The 24,829-nt window shown below is 68.8% G+C and carries 24 protein-coding genes; 5 read left to right on the plus strand and 19 right to left on the minus strand.

The window, feature by feature from the left end:
* The first annotated feature begins 8 nt into the window (after positions 1 to 8).
* Positions 9 to 1,445: an RNB domain-containing ribonuclease gene (locus AC3EO7_RS09025; protein ID WP_431963168.1), complete on the plus strand. Its 1,437-nt coding sequence runs from the start codon at positions 9 to 11 to the stop codon at positions 1,443 to 1,445.
* A gap of 70 nt (positions 1,446 to 1,515) precedes the next feature.
* On the opposite strand, the gene AC3EO7_RS09030 is transcribed toward AC3EO7_RS09025, so the two are convergent.
* From AC3EO7_RS09030 to AC3EO7_RS09040, 3 genes are read right to left on the minus strand one after another with little or no spacing between them, the layout of a single operon-like run.
* Positions 1,516 to 2,388 (minus strand): CHAD domain-containing protein, encoded by an 873-nt coding sequence (locus tag AC3EO7_RS09030; RefSeq protein WP_431963170.1) that lies wholly within the window; start codon positions 2,386 to 2,388, stop codon positions 1,516 to 1,518.
* 3 nt (positions 2,389 to 2,391) lie between these two features.
* Entirely contained in the window at positions 2,392 to 3,354 is a 963-nt protein-coding gene (gene pip, locus AC3EO7_RS09035) for a prolyl aminopeptidase (protein ID WP_431963588.1), read from the minus strand.
* A complete protein-coding gene (locus AC3EO7_RS09040) occupies positions 3,354 to 3,803 on the minus strand; it encodes a hypothetical protein (RefSeq protein WP_435590953.1) in 450 nt (149 codons plus the stop codon). Before AC3EO7_RS09040 ends, pip begins: the two co-directional genes overlap by 1 nt.
* Before the next feature lie 214 nt (positions 3,804 to 4,017).
* On the opposite strand from AC3EO7_RS09040, the gene AC3EO7_RS09045 reads away from it, so the two are divergent.
* A complete protein-coding gene (locus tag AC3EO7_RS09045) occupies positions 4,018 to 4,650 on the plus strand; it encodes an FHA domain-containing protein (protein WP_435590954.1) in 633 nt (210 codons plus the stop codon).
* Here AC3EO7_RS09045 and AC3EO7_RS09050 read toward each other — a convergent pair.
* The 3 genes from AC3EO7_RS09050 to AC3EO7_RS09060 are packed head-to-tail and all read right to left on the minus strand — an operon-like array spanning position 4,631 to position 7,586.
* Positions 4,631 to 6,472 (minus strand): serine/threonine-protein kinase, encoded by a 1,842-nt coding sequence (locus AC3EO7_RS09050; protein WP_431963176.1) that lies wholly within the window; start codon positions 6,470 to 6,472, stop codon positions 4,631 to 4,633. The two genes, AC3EO7_RS09045 and AC3EO7_RS09050, sit on opposite strands and share 20 nt — an antisense overlap.
* Positions 6,469 to 7,308 carry a hypothetical protein gene (locus tag AC3EO7_RS09055; protein WP_435590955.1) on the minus strand — a complete coding sequence of 280 codons (840 nt, stop codon included), beginning with the start codon at positions 7,306 to 7,308 and terminating at the stop codon, positions 6,469 to 6,471. Before AC3EO7_RS09055 ends, AC3EO7_RS09050 begins: the two co-directional genes overlap by 4 nt.
* Entirely contained in the window at positions 7,308 to 7,586 is a 279-nt protein-coding gene (locus tag AC3EO7_RS09060) for a hypothetical protein (RefSeq protein WP_431963180.1), read from the minus strand. Before AC3EO7_RS09060 ends, AC3EO7_RS09055 begins: the two co-directional genes overlap by 1 nt.
* Positions 7,587 to 7,751: 165 nt before the next feature.
* Between AC3EO7_RS09060 and AC3EO7_RS09065 the strand changes: the two genes are divergently transcribed.
* On the plus strand, positions 7,752 to 8,708 hold the full coding sequence (locus tag AC3EO7_RS09065; RefSeq protein WP_435590956.1) for a hypothetical protein: 957 nt from the start codon (positions 7,752 to 7,754) through the stop codon (positions 8,706 to 8,708).
* A gap of 354 nt (positions 8,709 to 9,062) precedes the next feature.
* Here the strand turns inward: AC3EO7_RS09065 and AC3EO7_RS09070 are convergent, their stop codons facing one another.
* Genes AC3EO7_RS09070 through fabD form a run of 12 tightly spaced genes read right to left on the minus strand, consistent with a single transcriptional unit; the run spans position 9,063 to position 20,832 of the window.
* Positions 9,063 to 10,007, minus strand: a complete 945-nt coding sequence (locus AC3EO7_RS09070) for an NADP-dependent oxidoreductase (RefSeq protein ID WP_435590957.1) — start codon at positions 10,005 to 10,007, stop codon at positions 9,063 to 9,065.
* Entirely contained in the window at positions 10,004 to 11,221 is a 1,218-nt protein-coding gene (locus AC3EO7_RS09075) for an FAD-dependent oxidoreductase (protein WP_435590958.1), read from the minus strand. The genes AC3EO7_RS09070 and AC3EO7_RS09075 overlap by 4 nt, the downstream gene beginning before the upstream one ends.
* Positions 11,218 to 11,712 (minus strand): ester cyclase, encoded by a 495-nt coding sequence (locus AC3EO7_RS09080; protein ID WP_435590959.1) that lies wholly within the window; start codon positions 11,710 to 11,712, stop codon positions 11,218 to 11,220. The genes AC3EO7_RS09075 and AC3EO7_RS09080 overlap by 4 nt, the downstream gene beginning before the upstream one ends.
* Entirely contained in the window at positions 11,709 to 12,809 is a 1,101-nt protein-coding gene (locus AC3EO7_RS09085; RefSeq protein WP_431963190.1) for a 3-oxoacyl-ACP synthase III family protein, read from the minus strand. The genes AC3EO7_RS09080 and AC3EO7_RS09085 overlap by 4 nt, the downstream gene beginning before the upstream one ends.
* A 12-nt stretch (positions 12,810 to 12,821) precedes the next feature.
* A complete protein-coding gene (locus AC3EO7_RS09090) occupies positions 12,822 to 15,170 on the minus strand; it encodes a beta-ketoacyl synthase N-terminal-like domain-containing protein (RefSeq protein ID WP_435590960.1) in 2,349 nt (782 codons plus the stop codon).
* Between the two features lie 37 nt (positions 15,171 to 15,207).
* Positions 15,208 to 16,482 (minus strand): beta-ketoacyl-[acyl-carrier-protein] synthase family protein, encoded by a 1,275-nt coding sequence (locus tag AC3EO7_RS09095; protein WP_435590961.1) that lies wholly within the window; start codon positions 16,480 to 16,482, stop codon positions 15,208 to 15,210.
* A complete protein-coding gene (locus tag AC3EO7_RS09100; RefSeq protein ID WP_431963196.1) occupies positions 16,479 to 16,883 on the minus strand; it encodes a 3-hydroxyacyl-ACP dehydratase FabZ family protein in 405 nt (134 codons plus the stop codon). Before AC3EO7_RS09100 ends, AC3EO7_RS09095 begins: the two co-directional genes overlap by 4 nt.
* Positions 16,884 to 16,897: 14 nt before the next feature.
* Entirely contained in the window at positions 16,898 to 18,163 is a 1,266-nt protein-coding gene (locus AC3EO7_RS09105; protein ID WP_435590962.1) for a beta-ketoacyl-[acyl-carrier-protein] synthase family protein, read from the minus strand.
* On the minus strand, positions 18,160 to 18,612 hold the full coding sequence (locus AC3EO7_RS09110) for a hotdog family protein (RefSeq protein ID WP_431963200.1): 453 nt from the start codon (positions 18,610 to 18,612) through the stop codon (positions 18,160 to 18,162). The genes AC3EO7_RS09105 and AC3EO7_RS09110 overlap by 4 nt, the downstream gene beginning before the upstream one ends.
* Positions 18,597 to 19,415, minus strand: a complete 819-nt coding sequence (locus AC3EO7_RS09115; protein WP_431963202.1) for an SDR family NAD(P)-dependent oxidoreductase — start codon at positions 19,413 to 19,415, stop codon at positions 18,597 to 18,599. The genes AC3EO7_RS09110 and AC3EO7_RS09115 overlap by 16 nt, the downstream gene beginning before the upstream one ends.
* A gap of 36 nt (positions 19,416 to 19,451) precedes the next feature.
* Positions 19,452 to 19,859, minus strand: a complete 408-nt coding sequence (locus tag AC3EO7_RS09120) for a phosphopantetheine-binding protein (protein WP_431963204.1) — start codon at positions 19,857 to 19,859, stop codon at positions 19,452 to 19,454.
* 31 nt (positions 19,860 to 19,890) lie between these two features.
* The gene (gene fabD / locus AC3EO7_RS09125) at positions 19,891 to 20,832 is read right to left on the minus strand and encodes an ACP S-malonyltransferase (protein WP_431963206.1); all 942 of its coding nucleotides are present in this window, start codon (positions 20,830 to 20,832) and stop codon (positions 19,891 to 19,893) included.
* Here fabD and AC3EO7_RS09130 point away from each other — a divergent pair.
* Entirely contained in the window at positions 20,822 to 22,669 is a 1,848-nt protein-coding gene (locus tag AC3EO7_RS09130) for an MFS transporter (RefSeq protein WP_488186260.1), read from the plus strand. The two genes, fabD and AC3EO7_RS09130, sit on opposite strands and share 11 nt — an antisense overlap.
* Positions 22,670 to 22,779: 110 nt before the next feature.
* Here AC3EO7_RS09130 and panB read toward each other — a convergent pair whose 3' ends face one another.
* Positions 22,780 to 23,637 (minus strand): 3-methyl-2-oxobutanoate hydroxymethyltransferase, encoded by an 858-nt coding sequence (gene panB, locus AC3EO7_RS09135; protein WP_431963210.1) that lies wholly within the window; start codon positions 23,635 to 23,637, stop codon positions 22,780 to 22,782.
* Between the two features lie 325 nt (positions 23,638 to 23,962).
* Here panB and AC3EO7_RS09140 point away from each other — a divergent pair, with 325 nt between their 5' ends.
* Positions 23,963 to 24,829: a caspase family protein gene (locus AC3EO7_RS09140; protein WP_435590964.1), complete on the plus strand. Its 867-nt coding sequence runs from the start codon at positions 23,963 to 23,965 to the stop codon at positions 24,827 to 24,829.

Below are 24,829 nucleotides of genomic sequence, written 5' to 3' on the forward strand. Positions count from 1 at the left end.
ATTTCCACGTGGAACTGCACCAGCGGATCATCTCGGCGCCGGTGGATTTCGGCGCCATCCGATCCGAATTCGGTTTGGCCTCGGCGTACCCCGCCGAGGCCTCCGTGGAAGCCCGCGACGCGGTGGACGCGTTCGCGGGCGACCGGATCGATCGCACCGACATCGAGCTGGTGACGATCGACCCCCCGGGGGCCATGGATCTCGACCAGGCCCTCCACCTGGAGCGCAACGGCTCCCGCTTCACCCTGCACTACGCGATCGCCGACGTCGGCGCCGTCATCGCCCCCGACGGTGCGCTCGCCAGAGAATCGAGCGCCAGGGGCCAGACCTTCTACCTCCCGGACGGCACGGTGCCGTTGCATCCGCCCGTCCTTTCGGAGGGCGCGGCGAGCCTGCTGCCCGAGCAGACCAGGCCAGCGGCCCTGTGGACCATCGAACTCGACGAGAACGCCGAACCACGCGACTACTCGGTGGTGCGCGCGACCGTCCGCTCCCGCGCGCGACTCGACTACGCGGGCGTCCAAGCCGACGCCGACGCGGGCACGCTGCACCCCTCGATCGCGGCCCTGCCGGAATTCGGCACGCGGCGCATCGAGGCCGGGCTGGCCCGCGGCGCGATCGGGCTGCGACTGCCCGCCCAGAGCGTCGTCCGCGACGACACGAACCACGGACATTGGCGGCTCGTCCTCGAGCCGCGCACGGCCGCCGACGACTGGAACGAGCAGGTCTCCCTGCTGACCGGCATGTGCGCGGCGCGCATCATGCTCGACGGCGCCGACAGCGAAGGGCGGCGGATCGGTCTGCTGCGCACCATGCCGCCGCCCGCCGAATCCGCCATCGCGTCGCTGCGCCGCACCGCCGCCGCGCTCGGTGTGGCGTGGCCCGCGGATCAGCCGGTGGGCCGCATGCTGGCCGGGCTCGACCCCAACTCTCCCGCCGCCCTGGTGCTCATGTCGGAGGCCACCGGTCTGCTGCGCGGCGCCGCCTACACCGTGGTGAACGGATCGGCGCCGGAGAGCTTGGCGCACAGCGCGATCGGCGCCCCCTACGCGCACGTGACGGCCCCGCTGCGCCGCCTCGCCGACCGCTTCGCCACCGAGATCTGCCTGGCCTACTGCGCGGGCGTGCCGGTGCCGCAATGGGTTCGGGCCGGGCTTGATCCGACCGTCGACACCATGCGGCGCACCGACGGCGTCGCGGGCAAGGTGGACCGGGCCTGCATCGACCTCACCGAGGCCAGCCTGCTCGCGCAACGCCCCGACGCCGAGTTCGACGCCGTCGTCGTGCGCGAGGCCAACGGCAACCGCCCCGCGGAGGTCTTCATCGCCGACCCGCCGGTGCTCGGTCCCTGCACCGGGACACCGCCCGAAGGCGCGGCCGTCCGAGTCCGCCTGACCCGCGCCGACCCGGTCACCCGCAAGATCGGCTTCGCCTTCGTCGCCTGAATCCTGGCAGACCGTTTCCGCGGTGCGCGGCGGTCGAATCCGCTGCGAGGCGTGTGGACGGGCCGCGCGGTCACCAGAGGCTGGTGGACAGAGCTTCCGCGGATTTGGGGTAGCGGGCGAGGGCGTGGTTGGCGGCGGCGGTCTCCGCCGTGATGAGGCGGCGGTAGCTGGCGGTGTCCTCGCGCGCCGCTTCGGCTTGCGCCGCCCGTTCGATGATCGCGTCGGTGGACTCGATCGCGTCGCGGTGGTCGCCGAGCACGGTCTGGAGGCGCTTGGCACGCGTGCCGAGATCAGCGGCGGAGTCGCCGATGACCTCTTCGGCGGCCTCGCACGAATACCGTAGACGCTTGGCGCTCTTGCGGATATCGTGCAGCGTCTCGATGCGTTCGGCGCCGGGCACTGTCGGCTCGTGCAGGATGAGCGCGGCCAGCCGCTCGTGGTCGCGCAGCAACACCACGCCGAAGAAATCCGTCGCGGGCGCCGCGGCGCGGGCGCGACGCAGCGGCGGGTCGGTGCGCCACTGGGTCAGGCGTTCGCGCAGCGTGCGGTAGCGGTCGGTGTCGAGCGCGGCGAGCACTTCGGCGTGCGCGTCGTCGTAGCGCGCGCGTTCGGCCGTCACCAGCCGGTCGGCCACCGTCTCGGCGTCCGGCACGTCGCCGAGGTCGTGCAGCAGGTCGGCGAAGCGGTCGGCCCGCACCTCCGCGTCACGGGCGACACCGAGCAGACCGGCCAGCCATTTCAGCTCCGCGCCGACCTCGGCCGCCGGATTCTTTTGGAACAGACTGCGATACGAGCGCAGCACGCTGCGCAGCCGCCGGGTGGCGACCCGCATCTGATGGACCGAATCCGGTGCGTCCGCGCGCACGTCGGGCTCGGCGGACAGCAGCCGGTCGACGTCGTCGCGCAGCGCGGCGATCAGAGCGTCCCCGGCAGCGACCACCATGGCTCAGCCCACCTTCGCGAAACCGTCGGTGGCTCGGACCAACCGGTCGACGATGCCGGGCTCGTTGGCCGCGTGGCCCGCGTCGTCGACGATGTGCAGTTGCGAACCGGGCCACGCGCGGTGCAGATCCCAGGCGCTCACCGCCGGGCAGACGATGTCGTGACGACCCTGCACGATCACGGCGGGCAGATGCGAGATGACGCCGATATCCCGCAGCAGCTGCCCATCCGTCAGGAAACCGCCGTGCCGGAAGTAGTGGTTCTCGATGCGCGCGAACGCCAGCGCGAACCGCGGCTCACCGGTTTCGGCGACCCGATCCGGGTGCGGCAGCAGCGAACTGGTGGCGCCCTCCCACACCGACCACGCGATCGCGGCCGCCGTGGCGACCTCGGGATCGGGGGAGTGCAGCAGCCGGTGGTACGCCTCGACCAGGTCGCCGTCGCGCTCGGACTCCGGCACCGGCGCCAGGAACTTCTCCCACTCGTCCGGGTAGACGTTGCCTGCCGCGCCGTTGTAGTACCAGTCGATTTCCTTGCGTCGCAACAGGAAGATGCCGCGCAACACCAGTTCGGTGACGCGTTCCGGGTGTTTCTGCGCGTACGCCAGCGCCAGCGTGGAGCCCCACGAGCCGCCGAACACCTGCCAGCGGTCGATGCCGAGATGTTCGCGCAGCGCCTCGATGTCGGCGACCAGGTGCCAGGTCGTGTTGTGCGCGAGATCGGCGCCGTCGGCGATGTGCGGCGTGGAGCGCCCGCAGCCGCGCTGGTCGAACAGCACGATGCGATAGGCCGAGGGATCGAAGAACTGCCGGTGGAACCCGGCGGTGCCGCCGCCGGGGCCGCCGTGCAGGAAGACCACCGTCTTGCCCTCGGGATTGCCGCTGACCTCCCAGTACACCGACTGGCCGTCGCCCACGTCCAGCAGGCCCGACTCGTACGGCTCGATCGGGGGGTACAGGGTGCGCATCACAGGCCCACGATGATCGAGGCCAGGTCGGGCGTCTCCAGCGCTTCGATGGCCTGCTGGCGCACGTCCGGGCAGCTCTTCAGGGTGACGGTGTCGACGACGGCCTTGTTGCCGAGCACGTCGATGCCGTTCTGCAGACCCCACGGGTGGACGATCAGGTTGAGGCCGACCCGCCCCAGCGTCGGACCCTGCACCCGGAAGTTGGACAGCTCGGGCCGGATGGCGTCGCACAGCTGCTTGGCGGCGGCGTCGGTGACCTCGACCGTCGGCTTCTGGGTGCCGGTGCCCTGGGCGCGGGTCGTGGTGGCCGAGGCGGGCGCCGACGTGGTCGATCCCGTGCTACCGGTGGGCTCGGGGTTCCCGTTCGTCCCGCACGCGGCCAGTGTCGCGGCGGCGAACACGGCGGCCACCAGCGGGGTGCTACGGGAAATCCAACGGCTGTGCGGCATCGGTACCTCTGATCGAGTCGGGAATGTCGGCTTCGAGTCTGCCATTGTTTGCCCGAGGCGGCCCGTGCACTGCGTCCCACGAGCGGGCAGGCTGGCCGCCTCGCGGCAGTGACACCGGCACCGCGTCGCGGTCGCCGTCGAAGGCTCGCACCGTAGGGCGAAGAACTAGAATATGAGTACCCAAAGCCCCCGTGTATCGGTAAAGGGAATGGCCATGACCTGGGATTCTACTGAGCCGCGCCTCACATACACAGACGATCATGGGCATCGCCGGGGTGTGACCCTGTCCGGCGATGTGCCGCGGGTGACGGTCGGCAGATCGTCTCTGGCCGATATCGCCCTGACCGCTGATGGACAGGTGTCGAGGCTGCACGCGACGGTGGAGCAGATGGGCGGGCAGTGGACCATCGTCGACGACGGGCTGTCGCGGAACGGCACGTTCGTCAACGGGGAACGTCTCGCCGGCCGCCATCGGCTGCAAACAGGGGACAGCATCCGGATCGGCAACACGGTGCTGACCTATCTGGATCTGGGCCGCCGGGCGACCAGTGCGAAAACCCAAGCCGATTCTTCCCAACGCATGCCGACGCGACGGTCGTTGACGGACGCGCAGATGGCCGTGCTGGTCGCGCTGTGCAGGCCGTTCAAGCACAACGCCACGTATGCCACTCCGGCATCGAATCAGCAGATCGCCAAGGAACTCTTCGTGACCGACCAGACGGTGAAGACCCACATGCGAGCGTTGTTCGGAAAGTTCGGTGTCGAGGATCTCCCACAGAATCAGAAGCGGGCCAAGCTCGTCGAGCGAGCCATGAACAGCGGAATCGTCAGCGAGCACGACTTTTGATCTCGGCTTTGCGGCGATAGCGTCGACGCTGTCCGATCCGCCAGGCGCCGACGGCTCCCGCGACGCCTGCCAGCGCTCCGAACACCGCCGCGGTCACCAACGTCGCGATCGTCGGCTGCTTGCCGAGCAGAATCCACACGGCGCCCACCATCCCGACCGCGACCAGACCCGCGCTCGCGGGAACGCCCACACCGCCGGACACTCGACGTCGGCGGTGGCGTAGCGAACGCAGGAACGACTCCAGATACGCGAGCGCGAACAAGATGAGCGCCGCGACGCCGACCGCGGCGGCGGTGGATATCGCCGGCTGCGTCGTCCTGACCGGGAAGCTCGACGTGGCGGGCGGCACGCCCGCTTCGGTCAGCGCCAGTTCACCGGTGAGTTCGCCTGCGAGCAGGTACCGGCCGCCCAGCGGGGGCAGCGTGGCCACGCTGCGGCCGGATTCCGGGACCAGCGGGGCGCTCTGCTGAGCGACCGTGGCTCCCAGCGCCTTCAGCCGTAGCTCGGCCGTGGTGGCGGAGGGCGGCCCGGCCGCGCTGACGACCACCGGTTGGTTCAGGTCGATCTCGATCTTTTCGCCGGAGGCGGGATCGACGCCGCCGACCGTGGCAGCTCCTGGCGGCAGGGTCCCGCCGGTGCTCGGCGAGCCGAGGCCGATCACCGCGACGGCGAGCGCGATCAGCGTCAGGCCCGCCGCCGTCAGCAGTGGCACCCGGGGCGACCGCAGCTTCACCACCTCCTTGACCGGGATCAGGTCGGCTTCGGCGACATCGGCCAGGCGCGCGCCCTGTGCACGCTCGGCCGGCACGGGCCGCACGGTCGGCGTGGCCGGCGCGGTCGGCCCGTGTGCGAAGGAGCGCGCAGCGACGGTCGTGGCTACCGGGGCGGTCGTGCGTGTCGCCGCGGCGGAGATCGTCTCCGCACCCATCACCGGAATGCCCTGGGCAGCAAGCCAACCCGGCCCCCATGGCTCGGTGGACGCCTCGGCGAGGGCGATTCCGAACGCTTCGGCCGTCGGATACCGCTGCGCCGGATCGGTAGCCAGACCGCGCATGACCACATCCGCGAGGTGCTCCGGGATATTCGGAGCGACCTCACCCAACGGCGTCGGCTCGTCGAAGGCGTGCATGAACAGCGTCGCCAGCGCATCCGTCCCTGCGGGGAAGGGCAAGGAGCCGGAAAGCAATTCGTAGAGCATCGTCGCCAGGGCGTAGACGTCGGTGGCCGGGGTCAACTCGCCTCCGCGAGCCTGCTCGGGGGCGATGTAGGACGGTGTGCCGATCACCTCGCCGGTTTTGGTGGCCATGGTCTCGTCGCCGCCGACCACCTTCGCGATGCCGAAATCGGTCACCTTGAGCGCCCCGGAGGCGGCGAACAGCAGGTTCTCCGGTTTGACATCACGGTGCAGGATGCCGCGATCGTGCGCCGCCTTCAGCCCCGCCGCGCACGACAGCGCGACGGCGACCGCCGACGGCGCGTCGAACCCGTCACCGGTGAATCGACTCCACACGGTGCCGCCCGGCAACAATTCCATGACCAGCAGGCACAGCCCGTCGCTTTCGACGTAGTCATAGACCGGAACCACGTGCGGATGGTCCAGCGAGGCGAGCATCCTGCCCTCGGAGGCGAATCGGCGGCGCACGATCGGGTCGGCGGCGAAGGTCGAGGGGAGTTGTTTGATCGCGACCGCGCGGTCGAGGCCGCGGTGCCTGCCTGCGAGGACGACACCCCAGCCCCCCTTCCCCAACTGGCCGCCGATCTCGTAGGCGGGCAGCGCCGCGGCGATCCGGTCGACATCGGTTGTTATCGGATCGGTAGTCATCGGCCCGATACCTCGAAACCGACCGGCACGGTGCGCTGCTCGCGCTCGTCCTCCTCCTCGAGTTCGGCCTCTTCCTCCTCCCGCTCGGCCGCTTCCTCTTCGGCGGTCGTCGGGGTGGGGGTGAGGTAACCGAGCACGAAGAACCCGCCCGTGACGACCAGTGCGACGAGCACCCACCGTTCGGCGCTCGGCACCCAGAATCGCAGCGCCGACAGCGAGAACACCAGCACGAGTCCGATGCCGAGTCCCGGCCCCATGAGGCGCATGCCGCGCTGCCAGCGGTTGGCCGCCATCCGGTGCCGGGCAACCATCAGTGCCGCATCGGCGATCGCCACCAGCGTGAGGACCAACAGCGCCAGCCCGAACAGGCCGTATACCGAATGCAGCGAGCCACGCACGTCGGTGACGGTCGCGGTGCTACCGAGCACAGTGTTGCCGGAGTCGAATGCCGTCACCGATCCGCTGATCAATCCTGTTGCCTGTTCGGCCAAACCGGACATCTCGAGCGAATAGCTGAGTCGCCCGGTCGATTTCGGTAGGACGGTCAGATTCACCGAAGTGCTGAAGGAGTAGAGCGTGAGCCCGGCCACTTGGCCGGACAGTTCGATGCGCCGGACGGTGACCGGATCGTTTCCCTCATTGGTGACATCAACGTCCACCGCCGCGGAACCGTTGGGGTCCAGGCGAATCGGATCGGCCTCGGTCGCCGTGGCGATGTCTCGGCCGTTGATGCGGACCGCAAGGCCGACGGAATCGGCTGCCGCCTGCGCCGGTGCGGATGCGGGTGCGAGCACGCTGAACACGACCAGCGCGATGAATATGCCAAGGGTTTTCACTATCGCTCCTCTGGTCGCGGCGGCGGGCTCAGCAGCCGCCGTGTATAAACGAAGACCCCGATCAGCACGAAGAACGCGATCACGGCGAGCGTCGAGGTCGCTGCGTCGACATTGCTGGCCAGCACGACGTCCAGCGCCGCGGTGAGTACCGGTCCGCACGCCGCGGTGACCTGGTGGTGGCCGACCGGGATCGAACCCGTATCCAGCCGGGATTGGAATGCGCCGGTCTCGTCGGCGACGGTCGCGCCGGCCGGTGCGCCGCCGACGGCCATGTCCACTGTGGCTCCGGCTGGGCAGCCGTAGCCCGAACCGGAAACGGGCTCACCCGGGGCCACGGCCGGTGCGCTCAGCAGCAGCGCACCACCGGGCTGCCGAACCGGCGGCAGCGGCGGGGGGACCGCCTGGCTGGTTTCCTGCTGCGGCTGCGGCGGATCCTGGGGCTGTTGTCGCTGCGGCTGCTGCGCTTCCTGTCGCGGCTGTTCCTGTTGCGGCTGTTGCTGTTGCGGCTCTTGATGCTGTTGCTGACGCGGCTCTTGCACCGGCTGCGGCTGGGGCTGCGGTTGCGGTTGTTGCTGCGGCTGCGGTTGTTGTTGCTGCGGTTGTTGTTGCGTTTGCGGCTGCTGCTCCGTGTCGCGACCACCCGGTGGTGGGTTTTCGACGACCGGTGGAACGACGACCGGATCCTCCTTGGGCGGATCCTTCTTTGGATCCTCCTGCGGCGGATCGGCCGTGTCGTCTGGGGGACCCACATCGTCCCCGCGCGGACCATCCGAATTGCCCCCGCCTCCGCCGTCCTGGCCGGGCGGCGGCCATGCTCCGCCTCCGCCTCCGCCTCCCTGGTCGGGTGGCGGGTCGGATTGTCCTCCGCCGTTCTCGCCGGGCGGCGGCCATGCTCCGCCTCCGCCTCCGCGTCCCTGGTCGGGTGGTGGGTCGGATTGTCCTCCGCGTCCCTGCTCGGGTGGCGGATCGGCCTTGGCGTCCGGGGGACCCACATCGTCCCCGCGCCGACCATCCGGATTGCCCCCGCCCCCGCTCGACGGATCGCTCGGGTTTGCCCACGGCGAATTCTGTTGCTGTTGCCCTGGCTGCTGTTGCCCTGGCTGTTGCTGTTGCCCGCCCGGTCCCACCGGTTCCGGTCCGGCGGGCGCCGGTCCGACGGGTTCAGGTCCGCCCGGTCCCGGCCCGGGCCCACCCGGCTGTCTGGCCGGCTGCTGCGGCCACTGCTGGTGAAATGCGGGCGGAGTGGGAGCCGCGTGCGCCTCGAGGTCCGGCGTGAGACCGCCGAAGACCGCGAATCCGCCGATGACGATCAGGAGGCAGGGCCGTGCGACTGCACCTATAGGAGTGCGTACATCACCCATCCGTCTCACCCCCGAGCGTGTGCCCGTACGTCCGAGTAGTGTTCGCCCACCCGTACGGGACGACAGTGGGGCGAGTCGCGGCGGAACAGTCCGCCAACTGCCGAATCGTGCTCCGCGGTCGACGAGCAATGCTCGCTTCCTGTGGAAGCGGCAGTGGACGCCGTCCGGTCGCTTCGTCGACGGCGTCGGATTCGGCCAAGACGTTCGGGATACTCACTGGGATTATGCCTTCCGAATGGAGAATTGCGGTGCGTCAATCGTCCATCCCGCCGACGTCCGATGCATCACCCTCAGGGGTGGAATGACATCACCTTGGGGGGGTTCAGCAAATTGTCAAAGTGGTTGATACTACGGATTATCGAGCTGGTTGAGATCGCAACGGTAACCGCGATATCAAACCTCGGGCGGTGCACATCCGACAGCCACGACGATCTTTCCGCGGGTATGACCGGCTTGGCTCTCGCGAAAACCATCGACCGCATTCTCGAGCGGATGGACGGCCGATATCTGCGCGTGCATTGTTCCCTCTTCGGCAAGCGCGACCATTTCCCGGATATCGGTCGAGATCGGCTGGGCGAACACGTACGTGCCGCCTGCCGAGCGCACCGCGGGATCGGCAACCGATGCCAGCCTCCCGCCCGCCTTCAGCAGCGGTGCGACGGTGCGCAGCGTCCGCTTACCGGACGCGTCGAGCACGGCGTCGACGCCACCGGGAGCGAGTGCGGCGACCGATTCCGTCAGTCCGCGGCGGTAGCCGACCGGCTCGGCTCCCAGCGAACGGAGGAAGTCGTGGTTGTGGTGGCCGGCCGTTCCGATGACGCGGGCGCCGAGACTCAGCGCGTACTGGACCGCCATCGAACCCACTCCACCTGCGGCTCCGTGCACCAGCACGACCTCACCGCGCCGCACGGCGAGGTGCTTCATGCTCTGATACGCGGACAACCCGACCAGCGGGAGCGCGGCGGCCTCGAACCAGTTCAAACACGACGGCTTTCGGACCACGCAGCGCGCGGGGGCGGATGTCAGTTCGGCGAGGGTTCCCCGAGACAGGTACTCGTCGTTCGGTACACACCCCATCACCTCGTCGCCCGGCGCAAGGCCGCGGACACCGAATCCGACGCGCTCGACGACGCCGGAGAAATCGATGCCGGGGATCACGGGAAATATCGAGTCCATCAACCCGTCGTACAAGCCTTCGCGGGCCTTCCAATCGAGCGGGTTCACCGACGCCGCCGCGACCCGAACGAGTACCGAGGAGGGACCCATTTTCGGCTCGGGCAGGTCGCCGTACTCCATGACATCCGCATCGCCGAAGGTGCGGTAGAAAATTGCTTTCATAGTCGTTCCCTCGAATCGTGGGTTGGTAGCGAGAATTTTTGATCCGAATTGCTCAGCGCCCGCGCGGCACAGCGCATCTGGTTCCGCTCGGCCGCGAAGAGGAGTTTCGGATAGGTCGAACGCATGAATGCTTCCCGCATTCGAACCAGGGCCGGATGCTCCACCGCCGCCATTCGTCCGAGCCACCAGGCGGCCCGCTGCAGGCGCGCGGTCCGGGCCCGGCGTTCTTTCTCGTAAGCGCGCAGCGCGGATACCGGATCGGCCGGTGCCGAGGCGAGGCATTCGGCCAGCACCACGGCGTCCTCCACGGCCTGGCATGCGCCCTGCCCGATGTTGAACGCCATGGGATGTGCCGCGTCCCCGAGCAGCGTGACCCGGCCTGCGCCCCACCGCCGGTCCGGCTTTCGGTCGAGCGCCTCGCTGCGGATGATGCCCGACGGCGGTGTCGCCGCCAGAATGTCCCCGACGGGTGCGGCCCAATCGCGATGACGTTCGGTGAGCGTCCGAAGGACACCCGGGTCGTCGTGGCCTGCGGCAGGCCCGTTGGCTACCGACATCCAATGCACGACTCCCGGCGCCACGTCGTAGTAGACGAACCGGATGCCGGGACCGAACATGGCGTTGAAGCTTCCCGGTGGAATCAGGTCGTGACGTAGAAAAGCCTTGCCACGCTGCGCGATATAGCCGTTGTACCGCGGTGGCCTCGTTCCGTGTAGCCCGGCGCGCACCGCGCTGTGGATGCCGTCCGCGCCGATCAGGAGGTCGCCGCGTTCGACTTGCCCGTCGGCGAGCCGCACCGCCACGCCGCGCTCATCCTGCGTGCAGCCGATGACACGTGCTCCGGCATGGATCTGGCTGCCGCCCAGCGCATTCCGCAGCGCCGCGTGCAGAGCCGAGCGCTCGACGCCGATCGTGGGCTGGCCGTGCCGTTCGGCGAACTCGCCCACCCGCCAGGCGGCCATGACCTCGCCGCGCCACGTGCTGAAGTGGCAGAACTGCTGCGCGACCGTGCTTTTCAGCAGGTGGTCGGCAACACCGAGCGAGTCGAGCGCGAGCATCCCGTTGGTCCAGAGGTGGACTCCGGCGCCCCCGTCGCGCAGCGCCTGCGCCCGTTCGAAGACGACCGAGTCGAATCCCTTGTGTTGCAAGGCCAGCGCCGCGGCCATCCCGCCGATGCCGCCGCCCGCGACGATGACTCGGCGAGTACCGGTCATCGTTGTGTCCCTTCGGCTCGCCTGCGCGCTCGCGCCGGCCGGAATTTCCCGGCCCGCAGCCGGCCGCGAGCCAGCCACCCCAGGCCGAGCGCGGGCAGAATGCCGGATCCGATGCCCAGGTCCCAGCGGTCGGCGATGCGCCCGTCTATCAGGCGCCACTCGGCGACGCCCTGGTACTCGATGGAGCGTCCGGTCGGTGCGATGCCCAACAATTCGCGCGTGTGGGTGCCTCGCCAGGTGTAACGGATGACCACGCGGTCGGCGTATGCGTGGCTCTCGTCGATCGTCACGTGCAGGTCGGGGAAGCTGTCGCGCAGCACGGCGATCGTGTACCGCACCCCCTCGCGTCCGGCGGGTGCGCCGGGTAATGGCTGATGATCGACGACATCCGGTCGATAGATGTCGTCCACCACGGCGAAATCGCCTGCGTTGACCAGTTCGTGGAACAGTCTCCGGATGACGCTCTGGTTCAGCTCTTCGGTGGTGGTCATGGCGTCGGCGCCTCCCACGGGAGGGTCAGCCCGGCATAGAGATACCGGCTGGCCTCGATCGCCATCAGCGCGACGGTGTGGCCGGGGCTGATCTTGCCCTTCACCCAGGCATCGTCGAGCGCCAGCGGAACCGCGGCCGAACCCGTGGCGCCCACGTCGCCGAGGTTCTCGGTGATGCTCTTCTGGAGCGCCGCCTGGTCCTGCGCCGAGATGCCCGCGGCCGCGAACTCGCCGGCGAAGTAGTCCGCGTTGCCTTCCGGCAGGACGACGGAGTCGAGGTCGCCCATCTCCAGTCCGGAGCGGTCGAGCAGGTCCCGAAGACCGGCGGCCAGGACCTGCGGTCCGAACCGGGTGGTGCCAGGAATGTCGATCCGAAGTTCGACGGGGCGCTTGCGGCGCATCTGTTCGGCGGCCGAGGCGTGCGATCCGCCACCGATGATCTGCATGCCGGGTGTGCGGTCGCCGCCCATGCACTGGGTCGCGAAGACGTATCCCGGTGCGGCGGGCTTCTGGGTATCGCTCGCGCGCAGCAGCACCGCGCCCGCGCCATCGCCGAAGGTGTAGATCGGCAGCCGGTCGCGCATCCGCACTCGCTCGGGGTCCTGGTCGAGGTACAGCGGGGCAAGCATCGGCGAAATCGATTCAGCGCCGATGACTACGGCGCAGTTGTACGTGCCGTCCGCCAGGTAGCGCCGGGCCAGATCCAGGCCCTGCACGGCGCCGACACAACCGGCGCGCAGCTCGATCACGGCGCAGCGGTCCAGTCCGAGGTACTCCTGGACATAGGTGCCTGCCACCGGAAGCGGGTAATCGGGGCTTGCCGTCGACATGACGATCAGGTCGACGTCGCCGGGCTGCAGGCCCGCTCGGTCGAGAGCTTGCCGTGCCGCGGCGGCGGCCATCGCGGCGGTTCCGGTCCGGTGCTCGCCGGTTTCGGGATCGATCATCCAATGACGTTGTCGCACTTGGATTCCATCGAGGACCTCGTGCGCCAATGGTCCGCAGAGTCGTTCCAGATCACGGTTGTCGATGGGAGCGCCGGGCAGGTGCGATCCGGTTGCCAGGATCGATACGTGGCGGTTGGTCGGGTGAGACATGAGGTGGCTCCGTCAGTTCTGGGGCGGTCGGTTCTGGGGTGGGTGAAGGACGAGGCTGGTGTGCGTGCCACCGAGCGACGAGCTGTTGATCAGGACGGGTCCGGCGGAAGTGTCGTGCCGGAACGACGCGGTCGCCAGGGCCGCGGCCAGCTGAGCGCCCGCGCCGATCGGTTCGCCCAGTACCCGTTTGGGCGCTTCCCTCCGGCAGCGCTCCGGGGGGCCGAGACGGTCGATGGCACGTATTTCCGGCCCGTCGACAACCCGCATTCCGGCGGCGTTCGTCCAGATCGCCGAGAGCTGCGCGGCATCGATCCGGGCGTCGGCCAAGGCGTTTCGCATCGCGCGCTCGATACCGTGGCCGTAGCGATCCCAACGTCCGATTCCGAGGGCGTCGGAAGTGGTTGCGTGTCCGGCGAACTCGGCCAGGATCGGGGCCCCGCGGGAGGCCGCCGTCGACGCTCGCTCGAGCAGCAGCGTGACGCTGCCCTCCGCGAGCAGGTAGTCCCATCCGGTCCGGCCGCCGAACAGTGGCATGCCCCGGTAGGCGTCGATGACATGTTCGGTCAGTTCGTCGACGGCGGGACAGAGGATGGCGTCCGCCTTACCGGTGCGCAGCAGGTCGAACGCGATGGTCAGGGCGGAGGCGCCTGCGGCGTGCGCCGCCGTCGCGGTGGACGTCGGACCCTTGGCTCCGAGCACCATGGCCACCTGGCCCGCCGCCGCGTTGAAGACGGTGTTGGGGAAGATGGCGGGACTGGACATCGAGGGACCGCCCGCCAACGTCGGCAAGAAGAAGTCCTCGATGCTGCGCATCGGGCCGATTCCGGTACCCAGTACGACGCCGGTCCGCTCGTCGGGCTCGAGCCCGGCGTCCTCGAGAGCGATGCGGCAGGTCGCCACCGCGAGCCGGCCGAATCGGTCCATTCGGCGTCGTTCCCGCGGCGTGGTGTACGCATCGAGATCGGCCTCGAGCTGCGCGACGCGCAGCCCGCGCTCCTCGCGTCCGAGCCGGCGCCCAGCCCGAAAGGTCTGCCACAGCTCGTCTGCGCTCGTACCTCCCGGCGCGAGCACACCCAGCCCCGTCACGACGACGGCGTCGGTGTCACCCGCCGCGGGGTCTCCGCACAGCTCGCCGGGCCTGCGGAAGGCGACTGTGGCGTTGGCTCCGCCGAATGCGAAGTTGTTCGACAGCGCGACGCCGATGGCGGCGGGGCGTGCGGTGCCCGGCGCGGCATCCAGGCCGCAGCGCGGATCGACCGCGGTGGACCCGGCGGTGGGCGGCGCGAGCTGCTCGCGCAGCGCCAAGACCGTGACGATGCCCTCGACCGCGCCCGCCGCGCCGAGCAGATGCCCGATCATCGATTTGGTGCTGCTCAGGACGACCTTGTCGGCGGCGTCACCGAACGCCGCGCGGACCGCATTGCATTCGGCCGGATCGTTTTTCGGTGTTCCGGTGCCGTGCCCGTTGATGTAGGCGACATCGGTGGGTACGAGCCCGCCGCTGTCGAGCGCGGCGCGGATGGCACGCGCGGCGCCTTCGCCCTGCGGATGCGGCGCGGTCGGGTGATAGCCGTCGGCGGACATGCCATAACCGAGCACCTCGGCCAGGATGGGCGCACCGGCGGCACGCGCGATCGACTCTTCCGCGAGGACGAGCATTCCGCTGCCTTCGCCGAGGGACAGGCCGTCGCGGTCCCGCGAGTACGGCGCGCACGGCCGCTCGGACAGGGCCTCCACGCTGTCGAACCCGGCGAAGGCCGACTCCGTGAGGGCGTCACTTCCGCCGACGAGCATCGCGTCGGCGCGTCCGGCGCGAATGATCTCCGTGGCATGCGCGATCGCGTGCGCCCCCGACGCGCACGCGGTGTTGACCGACACGACAGGTCCGGCGAGTCCGAAGGCCGCACTCAGGGCCTCGGCCAGGCCGTGCGGCGGTACGAGCAGCAGGTGCCGGTCGCCGCCCGGCGTCGCGGAGCCGTGGCGAGCTCGGCGCAGTGCCTGCTCGCCGCTGAACGTTCCACCGTTGCAGGTTCCGAACGCCACACCCCAGCGGTCCGCGGGGACCGCTATCCCAGCCGCCGCCATGGCCTCCTCGGCGGCGACCAGGGCGAAGTCGAGCGCAGGTTCCGGGTGCTCGATGCCGAGTTCGGCCAGGTAGTCGTAGGTGGGGCGGCGCATGTCCGGCACCTGCCCGCCGATCGACGTGCGGTATCCGGTCAGCGGAAGGCCCTGCACGGGCCGGATGGCAACCCGGCCGTCGCGCACGCCCTCCCACAGGGCCGCGACGCCCGTTCCCTGTGCGGTCACCGCACCAACGGCCGTGATGACAACGCGTCGCGTCGCGGTGGTAACTTCGTTCATTTCGTCTGTCCTCCTGAGGTTTTCAGCCGTCTTCGCGTCAGTCGGCTTTACGCAGCGCGATGGCGACGGCCTGGCCGTGCAGCCCACGCGCGAGAGCGAGCGCGGTCTCGGGTCTCGATTCCCGGGCCGAGCCCGGTATCCAGTCCAAATCGCATCCGGCGGCGGGGGTTTCGAGATTCGGCGTCGCCGGAACTACGCCGGAATTCAGCGCCAAGGCGGCGACAGCGACGTTCAGCGCCCCGGCGCCGCCCACCAAGTGACCGGTCTGTGGTTTGACGCTGCTGATCTGCGCGCGGTATGCGGCGGCGCCGAGCGCGTCATGGAGCGCGCGGGTTTCGCTGATGTCGCCCTTCGGTGTGGCGCATCCGTGGGCGGTGATGTAGTCGGGCGCACCCTGGCCTGACGCGTCCGTGAGAGCGCGGCCGATCGCCCGAGTCAGACCCCTGCCGCGCGGGTGGGGCGCCGCGAGACGTGCGCCGTCGTTCCCGGAACCCATGCCGGTGACCTCGGCGTAGCACCGCGCCCCCCGCCGCAACGCATGCTCGCGTTCCTCGAGGACGAGCACCGCCCCGCCCTCGCCGAGCACCGAACCGCTGTGCTCGCGGTCGAAGGGCCGAAATGCGCGTTCGCGCAGGTCGTTCCGTGGGCTCAGCACTCCGAGCCCGTCCATCTTGGACATCGACCACCAGGTGACCGCGTCGTCGTAGCCGCCCGCAACCACCCGGTCGGCTTCACCACGACGTATCGCGCGCATCCCGCGGCCGATGCCGGTGATCCCGGACTCCGCCGTGCCCGCGAAGAATGCGTTGGGCCCGCGCATGCCGAACTTCTGCGAGATGTGAAAGACCGCGGCCGGTTGGAGCGCTTCGACATACACGAGCGGTGAGACGAATTCCGATACGCCCTCGCCGATGCGGCGCAGCGATACGTTGCCCTCCGTGTCGCGCAACCCGGCAATCTGGGTGAGCGGCTCCAGCCGCGCCATTTCCTTGTTTCCGCCCAGGAACAGGCCCGTGCGGTAGCCGAGTTCCGCGTCGTCGAGACCGGCGTCCTCGAGTGCGAGTGTCGCGGCGGCGATGGCGAATTGGTCGCCGCGGTTGGCCATGCGCAGCGATCGGCGCGAGACGAAACGGGCCGGGTCGAAGCCGATGATCTCGGCGCCGATCCTGGTCCGCAGCGGCGCGGGGTCGTAGCCGCGCAGCGGACCGATCGCCGTCCGTCCGTCGACGATCGCCTCCCACGTCCTGGCCCAGCCCTCGCCCAGCGCCGTGATCAACCCGATTCCGGTCACTACTACGCGGCGCTCGTTCACCGGTTCACCTCCAGTTCGCACCGGTCCATCTCCAGCGAGCGCGCCGCGGCGACCAGTCGCCCGTCGACCCGGGATTCCGCCTTCCATCGACTCGTGTCCCCCGTATGGGCGAGCAGGTCGACGGTGATGGTGACCTGGTCGCCGGGCACCACGAACTGCCGGAATCGCAGACCGCGGACCGAGCGCAGCCGCCACGAGCCGCCCGCGGTCACCGCCGCGAGCGCGGCCATGCTCTCGAGCATCAGCACGCCCGGCAGGATCGGATAGCGCGGAAAGTGTGTGCTGAACAGCGGCAGGGTCGCGGGGACGTTGCACAGCGCGACGCCGCGCCTTCCCGGCTGTAGTTCGAGGATGCGGTCGAGGTCGGCACTGAGATCCGACTCGGCGAATGTGGTGGTCATTGCTGCTCCTTTGGTCATCGGCCTCGGCTCGGCGCGCCGACGACGAGACTGGTGTTGGTTCCGCCGAAGGCGAAGGCGTTGACGAGAGCCGCGGCGACTTCGGTGTGCCTGGCTCGATGCGGGACGTAGTCGAGGTCGAGGCCGCGGTCGGGCCGGTCGAGGTTGACCGTCGGCGGTATCAGCGAATCGCGCATGGCGCCGATCGCGACGAGGACGTTGAGCGCCGCGGCCGCTCCGGTCAGATGGCCCGCCATGGACTTGGGCGAGCTGACCAAGAGACGGTAGGCGTCATCGCCGAAGACCGTCTTGATCGCGGTGGTTTCCGACGCGTCGTTGCTCGCGGTTCCCGTGCCGTGGGCGACGATGTAGTCGATTCCGGCGATGCCGAGGCCGGACTCGGCGATCGCCGCCTCCATCGCCTGGATGGCGCCCGACCCGTCCGGCGGGGAATCGGTGATTCGCCACGCGTTCATCGTCGAGCCGTAACCGAGGACTTCGGCGTGTATCCGGGCGCCCCGGGCGCGCGCCGACTCCAACTCCTCCAGGACGAAGACGACCGCGCCCTCGCCGATGACGAAACCGGAGCGGTCCGCGTCGAACGGACGCGAGGCCGACCGGGGATCGTCGTTGTGCCGGTCGGTCATGGCCCCCAGCAGGCTGAAGCCGAGGATGTCGATCCAGCTGGTGAGCGAGTCGTAGCCGCCCGCGACCATCAACTCCGCGTCACCCTCTTGAATAAGGCGGAAGGCCTCGCCGATGGCGTGTCCCGAGCCGGCGCAGGCGGTGCTGATGCCGACCATCGGCCCCGTCGCGCCCGCCATTCGCGCCATGGCATCGAGCGGGGTGTTCTGATCGCTGGCGTAGACCGATTTCGGCGGTTGCACCAGGAACGCGTCCGGCTTGGTTTCCCGCAGGCGCCCGATGTCGATCAAGTACTGCAGATCGGGACGTCCCATGGTGGCGCCCATCGCGACACCCATCCGGTCCGAGTCGTAGGTGTCGCGGTCGGCACGGGCGTCGAGCAGGGCCTCGGCCACTGCCGCGAGACCGAAAGTCCCCGCGCGGGAATAGATCCGGTGGTCGACATCCCCGGGTAACGCGGCCTTCGGGTCGAAGTCGTCCGGAACCTGGCCTGCGATGCGGACCGGGAAGCCGTCGGTGTCGAAGGTCGTCAGCGGGCCGATTCCGCTGACGCCCGCCGCCAGATTTCGCCAGGTGGTTGCGGCGTCCGTGCCGAGCGGCGTCACCGCACCGACGCCGGTGATCACGACGCGCCTCATCCGATCGGACCTTCCCCCAGCAGCTGCCGCGCCATGCGCCCGGTGTCGGCCGGGTCGTCGAGGCGTTCGGCATCGATCAACGCGCACATGATGTTTCGTGCGTCGAGGACAGGCCGACCGGCCACCTCCACGCGGCCGTCGACGATCGCCGCATTGCCTTGGATGGAGACGACCTCGGCATGCAGCCGCAACGTGTCGCCCGGCGTGATGTCGCGATGCATGGTGACTTCACCGACCGTCAGCAAGGCCGCGCGCAGGCGGTGATCGGAGCTCAGCAGCACCAGCCACGCCCCCGCCTGGCACAGGGATTCCAATGCCATCCCGAACGGCATCGCCGGTCCGTGCTCACCGTGCTGCCAGAAGGACTCGCGCGCGGAGGTCACCTTCCTGGCCGTGATCCGCCGCATCGGCTCCCAGGATTCGATCCTGTCGATCAGGTGAAATCGCATGGCCTGCTCGACTCTCGGAGAAAGGACAGGGCGGTCGCACCGGCGAAGAACGCCACCTGCGCGCCCATCCCGCCGTCGACGTGGACGAGTTCGCCGGTCATATACTCGGCGTCCGGGCCCGCAAGGAATGCCGCGACGGAGGCGAGTTGTTCGGCCGTTCCGTACTGGCGCATCGGAATCTGTACCGCCGCCTTGCCGTTGTCGTGCGCCAGGAGGCCGCTGATCAGGTCGGTCGGGACAACCCCGCCGAGTACGGCATTGACACGGACGCCGAAGCGCGCCAGTTCGGTTGCCGACGCGCGGGTGAAGGAGTTCAACGCACCCTTCGAGGCCGAATACGCCGACAGGCCGGGGCGCGCCGAGACCCCCATGACCGAGGAGATGTTCACGATGGATCCGCTGCGCTGGGCCATGAGATGCGGTGCGGCGGCGCGCGTGCAGTTGACGGTCCCGCCGAGGTTGACTCGCAACACCTCCCACCAGGCGTCGTCTGCCATCTTCCAGAGCAGGCCGTCGTTGGTGATTCCCGCGTTGTTGACCAGCACGTCCAGGCCGCCGAACGTGTTCATGGTGCCGGCGACCAGATCCTCCGCCGCCGCGGGATCGGAGACGTCCGCGCGGAGCGCGACGGCGCACCCGCCGAGCTCCTCGATCTCACGCACGACCTCCATGGCCTCCGCTTCGCGCGTGCGGTAGTTGACGGCCACTGCCGCGCCACGCCGCGCCAGGGTGGAGGCGATTGCTCGCCCGATCCCGCGGGAAGCGCCGGTGACCAGCGCGACCTTTCCTTCGAAGGGCTGCATCTGTTCTCCTTGCTCTCTCTGGGTGATCGACCGCCGTCAGGCGGCCGCCGCTCGGGCGCGGTCGAGGACCAGATCCACGAGGTTCTGGACCGTGAACAGCCCGACCACCTGATCGGCGGTGAGCGGGCCCGACAGTTGAGTGCGGTCGAATTGGGGTAGCGCCCGTTCCAATTGCGCGAGCCCGGCTTCGGTGACGACCTCGTCCTCGTCGAACAGGTCGGCGCCTTCGGGGCCTCGCATCAGCGCCTCGATATCCGATACGGCGACCTTGATTCCCGACTCGCGCTGGATGCGGAACAAGATGTCGAGCATGTCGATCGATTCCGCGCCGAGATCCCCGATCAGGCTCGCCTCTGGGACTACCTCCGCCTCGTCGACGCCCAGTGCATCCGCGACGGCGAACTGGACGATCGGGAGCAGGTCCTGGTGGGTGTGCTGTGTCATGTGAATTTCCTTTCTTTGGAGGGTTTTTGGATCAGCAAGCTTGCAAAAGAGCTGCCACTCGGCGTTTGTCGTTGGTGCTGCGCACCGAGGCGCCGCTGATCATTCGATTGGCAAAACCGCTGAGGACCCGGCCCGGCCCGATCTCGACGTAGTCGGTGATGCCGTGTCGCTGTGCGGCGGTGAGCACATCGACCCACCGCACCGGTCCGGCCAGCTGGCATCGCAACAGCCACTTGGCCTGGTCCGCGGTGGTCACCGGCGCACCGGTGACCGAGCTGAGAACCGGAAGCCGCGGGTGCGCGAAGTGATACCGGTCCAGCTCGGCCGCGAACTCGTCTTCGATCTCGTCCATCAGCGAGCAGTGGAACGGCGCGCTCACGTCGAGCAGGAGAACCCGTTCCGCGCCGTACCGGAGGGCGATCCGCGCTGCCTGGGCCACGGCGTCGCGGGTACCGGAGATGACCGTCTGCCCGGGCTCGTTGTGGTTGGCGACCTCGGCGACTCCGTCGGCGCGGAGGCCGGCGCAGATCACTTCGATCACTTCCACTGCCAACCCGAAGATCGCCATCATCGCTCCGGGGACCTGGTCGGACACCCGTGCCATCAGCTCACCGCGGCGGCGGACCAGGCGGAATGCGTCCCGCGGCGTCAGCGCCTGAGCCGCGACCAGCGCGGTGTATTCACCGAGGCTGTGTCCGGTCACCAGCGAGGGGCGAAAGCCCTTCTCGCTCAGTACTTCGAGAACCGCCAGACTCGTCGCGACGATCGCGGGCTGCGCGATCTCGGTGCAGGCGAGTCCGATGGCCGAACCCGAAACACACCATTCGGTGAGCGAGAATCCGAGCGTCCTGTCGGCGAGGGCGAATACTCGGCCAGCGGTTTCCGGATATTCGGAGAGCAGAAACTCCGCCATACCGACGCGTTGTGAGCCTTGGCCCGGAAACATCGCGAGCGCTTTCGGTGTGCTGTTCAACGCAGTTTCTCCTTCCCGCTTCGCCGTGCTGCGAACAACTTCAAGCTTGTTCTGCGGAAGCGTGGGAAACATCGACCGCGGGTACGGTGCGGACCGGCAGTGGGGGTGGCTCTCTTCCCCCCGAGGGGTGAGGCCGCGGCCCGGTCCCCTCCACAACACTCGATATGTCGTATTCCGCTGGACGATCCAAGGGGTTGATGTTGTGTCCGACCGCTTTCGAACGAACTCGAGCACCGCTCTATCGACACATGCCGGTGTCGAGTACAGATTCGGGCAAGTGTTGCCGCGGCATGCCCGGCTGACGCTGGCAGTCGTGTGCATGAGCATCTTCATGCTCTTGTTGGACGTCACGATCGTGGCGACCGCACTGGCGGAGCTTCAGGTGTCCTTCGATGCCTCGCTCGATGATCTGCAATGGGTGATCGACGGGTACACACTGCCGATCGCGGGGTTACTGCTGATCGCGGCCACGATTGGTGACCGGATCGGCAGGCGCCGACTCTTCCTGATCGGATCGGTTCTCTTCACGGCATCGTCCGCCGGTTGCGCGATGGCGCCGAACATTCTCGCGCTGAACGTGGTTCGCGGTGCGCAAGGTGCCGGCGCCGCGGTGTTGTTCGGGGTGGCGCTACCGATCATCGGGGCGACATTCCCGGAAGGGCGGCGCCGGGCGGTGGCGGTCGCCGTCTACGGTGCTGTCGTCGCGGGGGCCGCCGCCATGGGGCCGCTCATCGGGGGCGCTTTGGTCACGAGCGCCGGATGGCGATCGATCTTCCTGGTCAATCTGCCCGTAGGTGTGCTCGCCATCGCGCTGACCTGCCGGTATATGGAGGAGTCGCGTGATCGTGAACCTCGCTCGACCGACTGGGTTGGCGCAGGCGCGATCAGCACCGCACTGTTGGCCGGCGTGTTCGGACTGATCGAAGGAAGCCGGTTCGGCTGGACATCCCCGATGATTCTCTGGTCCGGCGCGCTCTCGCTGGTCGCCCTCGGCGGTTTCGTCTGGTGGGAACGGCGCGTCGCCGAACCGATGCTGGACATGCGACTGCTCGCCAAGCCGGACTTCGCCGCCTTGGCGCTGGTCGGAGTCGCTGTCGGCGGTACCGTTTTCGCCGGTATCAACTACCTGGCGCTCTACTTCGTGAACACGCTGATGTTCAGCCCCTTCGAAGCGGGCGTGCGCGCCCTGCCCCTGACATTGGCGGCATTCGCGGCCGCGCCACCAACCGCGATGTTTCAGCATCGAATTCCGCTCCGATGGTCGCTGCCGATCGCGCTCGCCCTGGTCTCGTTGGGCTTGTTCCTCTGTACGGGCGTCAACGTGAACACCGAATGGACTCACTTCGCACCCGGCTCGGCTGTCGCGGGACTCGGGCTCGGCGCGGCAACGGTCATCGTCTCGCAGCGATCGCTCACGCATGCTCGCGGCGGTCGGTACGGCATGGCGACGGGAACTGTCTTCACCGCCAGGCAAGTCGGCACCGCCATCGGCGTAGCCGGGGCCGGTGCGGTCTTCTCGCATGTCGCGACAGAAAGTGTGGAGTCTTCGCTGTCGGGCCTGCGGACGTCAGGCGTGACAATTCCGGCCGGCCGAACCGCGGAGTTGACCGATGCGCTGAGTTCCGGAATCGGGCAGCGGGTCGTCGACTATTTACCCGAGCAATTCGAATTCTTCGCGGGCACAATCGGAAAGATCGCCGTGGCGGCTTCGGCTTCCGGTATCGACAAGGTCATGTGGTCCGGCGGCTTCGCCGCCGCACTATTCGCGGCAGCGACCTTCGTCCTGTGCCGATTGCCTGCAACGGAGAGCGCGGCCGAAAAGGAGAGACAGCAGTAGCCTCTTCCGCGGACCCGGTCTCGAGCCTCCGGGCTAGCGAGCGGGGCCGGCGGCTGGTCGAGCAGCGCCGGCAGTGCCTGCGCCACTCGACCGGTCTCATCCGTGCCGGATCAGAAGCTGTGCTCCGGGCCGGGGAAGACACCGCGGCGCACCTCGTCGGCGTACGTCGCTGCCGCCGTGCGCAAGTGGTCGCCGACCTCGGCGAACCGCTTGACGAACTTGGCGGTCTTGCCGCTGGTGTAGCCCGCCATGTCCTGCCAGACCAGCACCTGGGCGTCGCAGTCGGCGCCCGCGCCGATGCCGACGGTCGGGATGGTCAGCTTGCGGGTGACCTGCCCGGCCAGCTCGGCGGGAACCATCTCCATCACCACCGAGAAGGCGCCGGCCTCCTGCACCGCGATGGCGTCGGCGATCAGCTGCTCGGCGCCGTCGCCGCGGCCCTGCACCCGGAAGCCGCCGAGGGTGTTGACACTCTGCGGGGTGAAGCCGATGTGCGCCATCACCGGGATACCGGCCGCGGTGATCACCGCGATCTGCTCGGCGACCCGCTCGCCGCCCTCCAGCTTCACCGCGTGCGCGCCGCCCTCCTTCATGAACCGCGTCGCCGTCGCCAGCGCCTGCTGCGGGGAGGACTCGTAGGTGCCGAACGGCAGGTCGGCCACCACCAGCGCGTGCGGCGCGCCGCGCACCACGCCGCGCACCAGCGGGATCAACTCGTCGACGGTGATCGGCACCGTGGTGTCGTACCCGTACACCACGTTGGCGGCCGAGTCGCCGACCAACAGCACCGGAATGCCCGCCTCTTCGAACAGGCGGGCGGAGGAATAGTCGTAGGCGGTGAGCATCGCCCAGCGCTCACCGTCGGCCTTCATCTGCTGAAGGTGGGGGACCCGCGTCTTGCGCCGTGCCTTCTTGGTCTCGGCCTGCGCCGCGCCGTAGGCAGGGGTTTCCGCATCGGATACGGACATCATCGTCCCTTTCGGAGTTGTCGCCTCGAGGCCCTGGCGGGTCCCCGGGTTGCCTGACGCCTCCAGTGTGCCACCCGTCTCGACGGTCGCTTAAGAGCGCTGGACGGTGCGATTGGTCACAGGTGCGGGCCGGATCGCGACATCCGGACATGCCGCCGTACCTGGGCCCGTCGCGGCGTCCGCCCGACGACCGTCTTCGCGTAGTGCCGGACCGAAGTTCGGGTAGTCGGACACGCTAGCCCGGTTACGCGGACCGCCGGACGATCGGTGCGTGGCGGATCCGGAGACGTCACGTCACGAGTAGCCCCCGAAGGAAGGCAGTGCAGTGACCGGATACTCCTTGCATATCGGATTGAATCAGGTCGATCCCGCCGAGTACGACGGCTGGGACGGCGCCCTCGCGGGCTGTGTGAACGATGCCAACTCCATGGCCGCGATCGCCGCGGCGGAGGGATTCGCGACGACGAAGAAACTGCTCGACAGCGACGCGACCTCGTACGCGATCATCGGGGAGATCGGCAGCCTGGCCAACGCCGCGCGGCCGGGTGATCTGGTTCTCATCACCTATTCGGGGCATGGGAGCCAGGTGTGGGATGTCGACAGCGAAGAGGACGACGACAGGGACGAGACCTGGGTGGCTTACGACCGCCAGATAGTCGACGACGAGCTCTATCGGATGTGGGCGCAATTCGCTCCCGGCGTCCGGATCGTCGTGTGCTCCGACAGCTGTCACAGCGGCACGGTGGTGCGCGAGATGCTGAGCCGCGGCACTCGCGATGCCATCGTGGAGAGAGCCGCCGCCCTGCGCAGTTCCGGTGAACACGGCGCCGTGCGGATCGTCCAGGGCGCCGTGAAGGCGATGCCGCGTGAGGTCGAGCTCCAGGACAACAAGCGACGGCGCCAGCTGTACTCGTTCGTGCAGCGTCTGAGCGGGCCGCAGACCCGAGCGAACATCCAGGCGGGCGTGATCCTGCTGTCCGGCTGCCAGGATTCGCAGGAGTCCTACGACGGCGCTGTGAACGGGCAGTTCACCGCGGCGCTGCTCGACATCTGGGCGAACGGATCGTTCGCTGGTGGGTATTCGCAATTCCACCGCAAGATCGCGAACCTCATGCCGCCCGACCAGACTCCGAATCTGTTCACTCTCAATGCGGGCGCCGACTTCACGGCCCAGCGTCCGTTCACGCCGTAG

It is taken from the genome of Nocardia sp. bgisy118, assembly GCF_057708605.1.

Coding starts and splice junctions, on each gene's coding strand:
- AC3EO7_RS09030 (WP_431963170.1), bottom strand. CDS start 2,388: ATGGTGGTCGCTGCCGGGGACGCTCTGATCGCCGCGCTGCGCGACGAC.
- pip (WP_431963588.1), bottom strand. CDS start 3,354: ATGCGCACCCTGTACCCCCCGATCGAGCCGTACGAGTCGGGCCTGCTG.
- AC3EO7_RS09040 (WP_435590953.1), bottom strand. CDS start 3,803: ATGCCGCACAGCCGTTGGATTTCCCGTAGCACCCCGCTGGTGGCCGCC.
- AC3EO7_RS09045 (WP_435590954.1), top strand. CDS start 4,018: ATGACCTGGGATTCTACTGAGCCGCGCCTCACATACACAGACGATCAT.
- AC3EO7_RS09050 (WP_431963176.1), bottom strand. CDS start 6,472: ATGACTACCGATCCGATAACAACCGATGTCGACCGGATCGCCGCGGCG.
- AC3EO7_RS09070 (WP_435590957.1), bottom strand. CDS start 10,007: ATGAAAGCAATTTTCTACCGCACCTTCGGCGATGCGGATGTCATGGAG.
- AC3EO7_RS09075 (WP_435590958.1), bottom strand. CDS start 11,221: ATGACCGGTACTCGCCGAGTCATCGTCGCGGGCGGCGGCATCGGCGGG.
- AC3EO7_RS09080 (WP_435590959.1), bottom strand. CDS start 11,712: ATGACCACCACCGAAGAGCTGAACCAGAGCGTCATCCGGAGACTGTTC.
- AC3EO7_RS09085 (WP_431963190.1), bottom strand. CDS start 12,809: ATGTCTCACCCGACCAACCGCCACGTATCGATCCTGGCAACCGGATCG.
- AC3EO7_RS09090 (WP_435590960.1), bottom strand. CDS start 15,170: ATGAACGAAGTTACCACCGCGACGCGACGCGTTGTCATCACGGCCGTT.
- AC3EO7_RS09100 (WP_431963196.1), bottom strand. CDS start 16,883: ATGACCACCACATTCGCCGAGTCGGATCTCAGTGCCGACCTCGACCGC.
- AC3EO7_RS09105 (WP_435590962.1), bottom strand. CDS start 18,163: ATGAGGCGCGTCGTGATCACCGGCGTCGGTGCGGTGACGCCGCTCGGC.
- AC3EO7_RS09110 (WP_431963200.1), bottom strand. CDS start 18,612: ATGCGATTTCACCTGATCGACAGGATCGAATCCTGGGAGCCGATGCGG.
- AC3EO7_RS09115 (WP_431963202.1), bottom strand. CDS start 19,415: ATGCAGCCCTTCGAAGGAAAGGTCGCGCTGGTCACCGGCGCTTCCCGC.
- AC3EO7_RS09120 (WP_431963204.1), bottom strand. CDS start 19,859: ATGACACAGCACACCCACCAGGACCTGCTCCCGATCGTCCAGTTCGCC.
- panB (WP_431963210.1), bottom strand. CDS start 23,637: ATGTCCGTATCCGATGCGGAAACCCCTGCCTACGGCGCGGCGCAGGCC.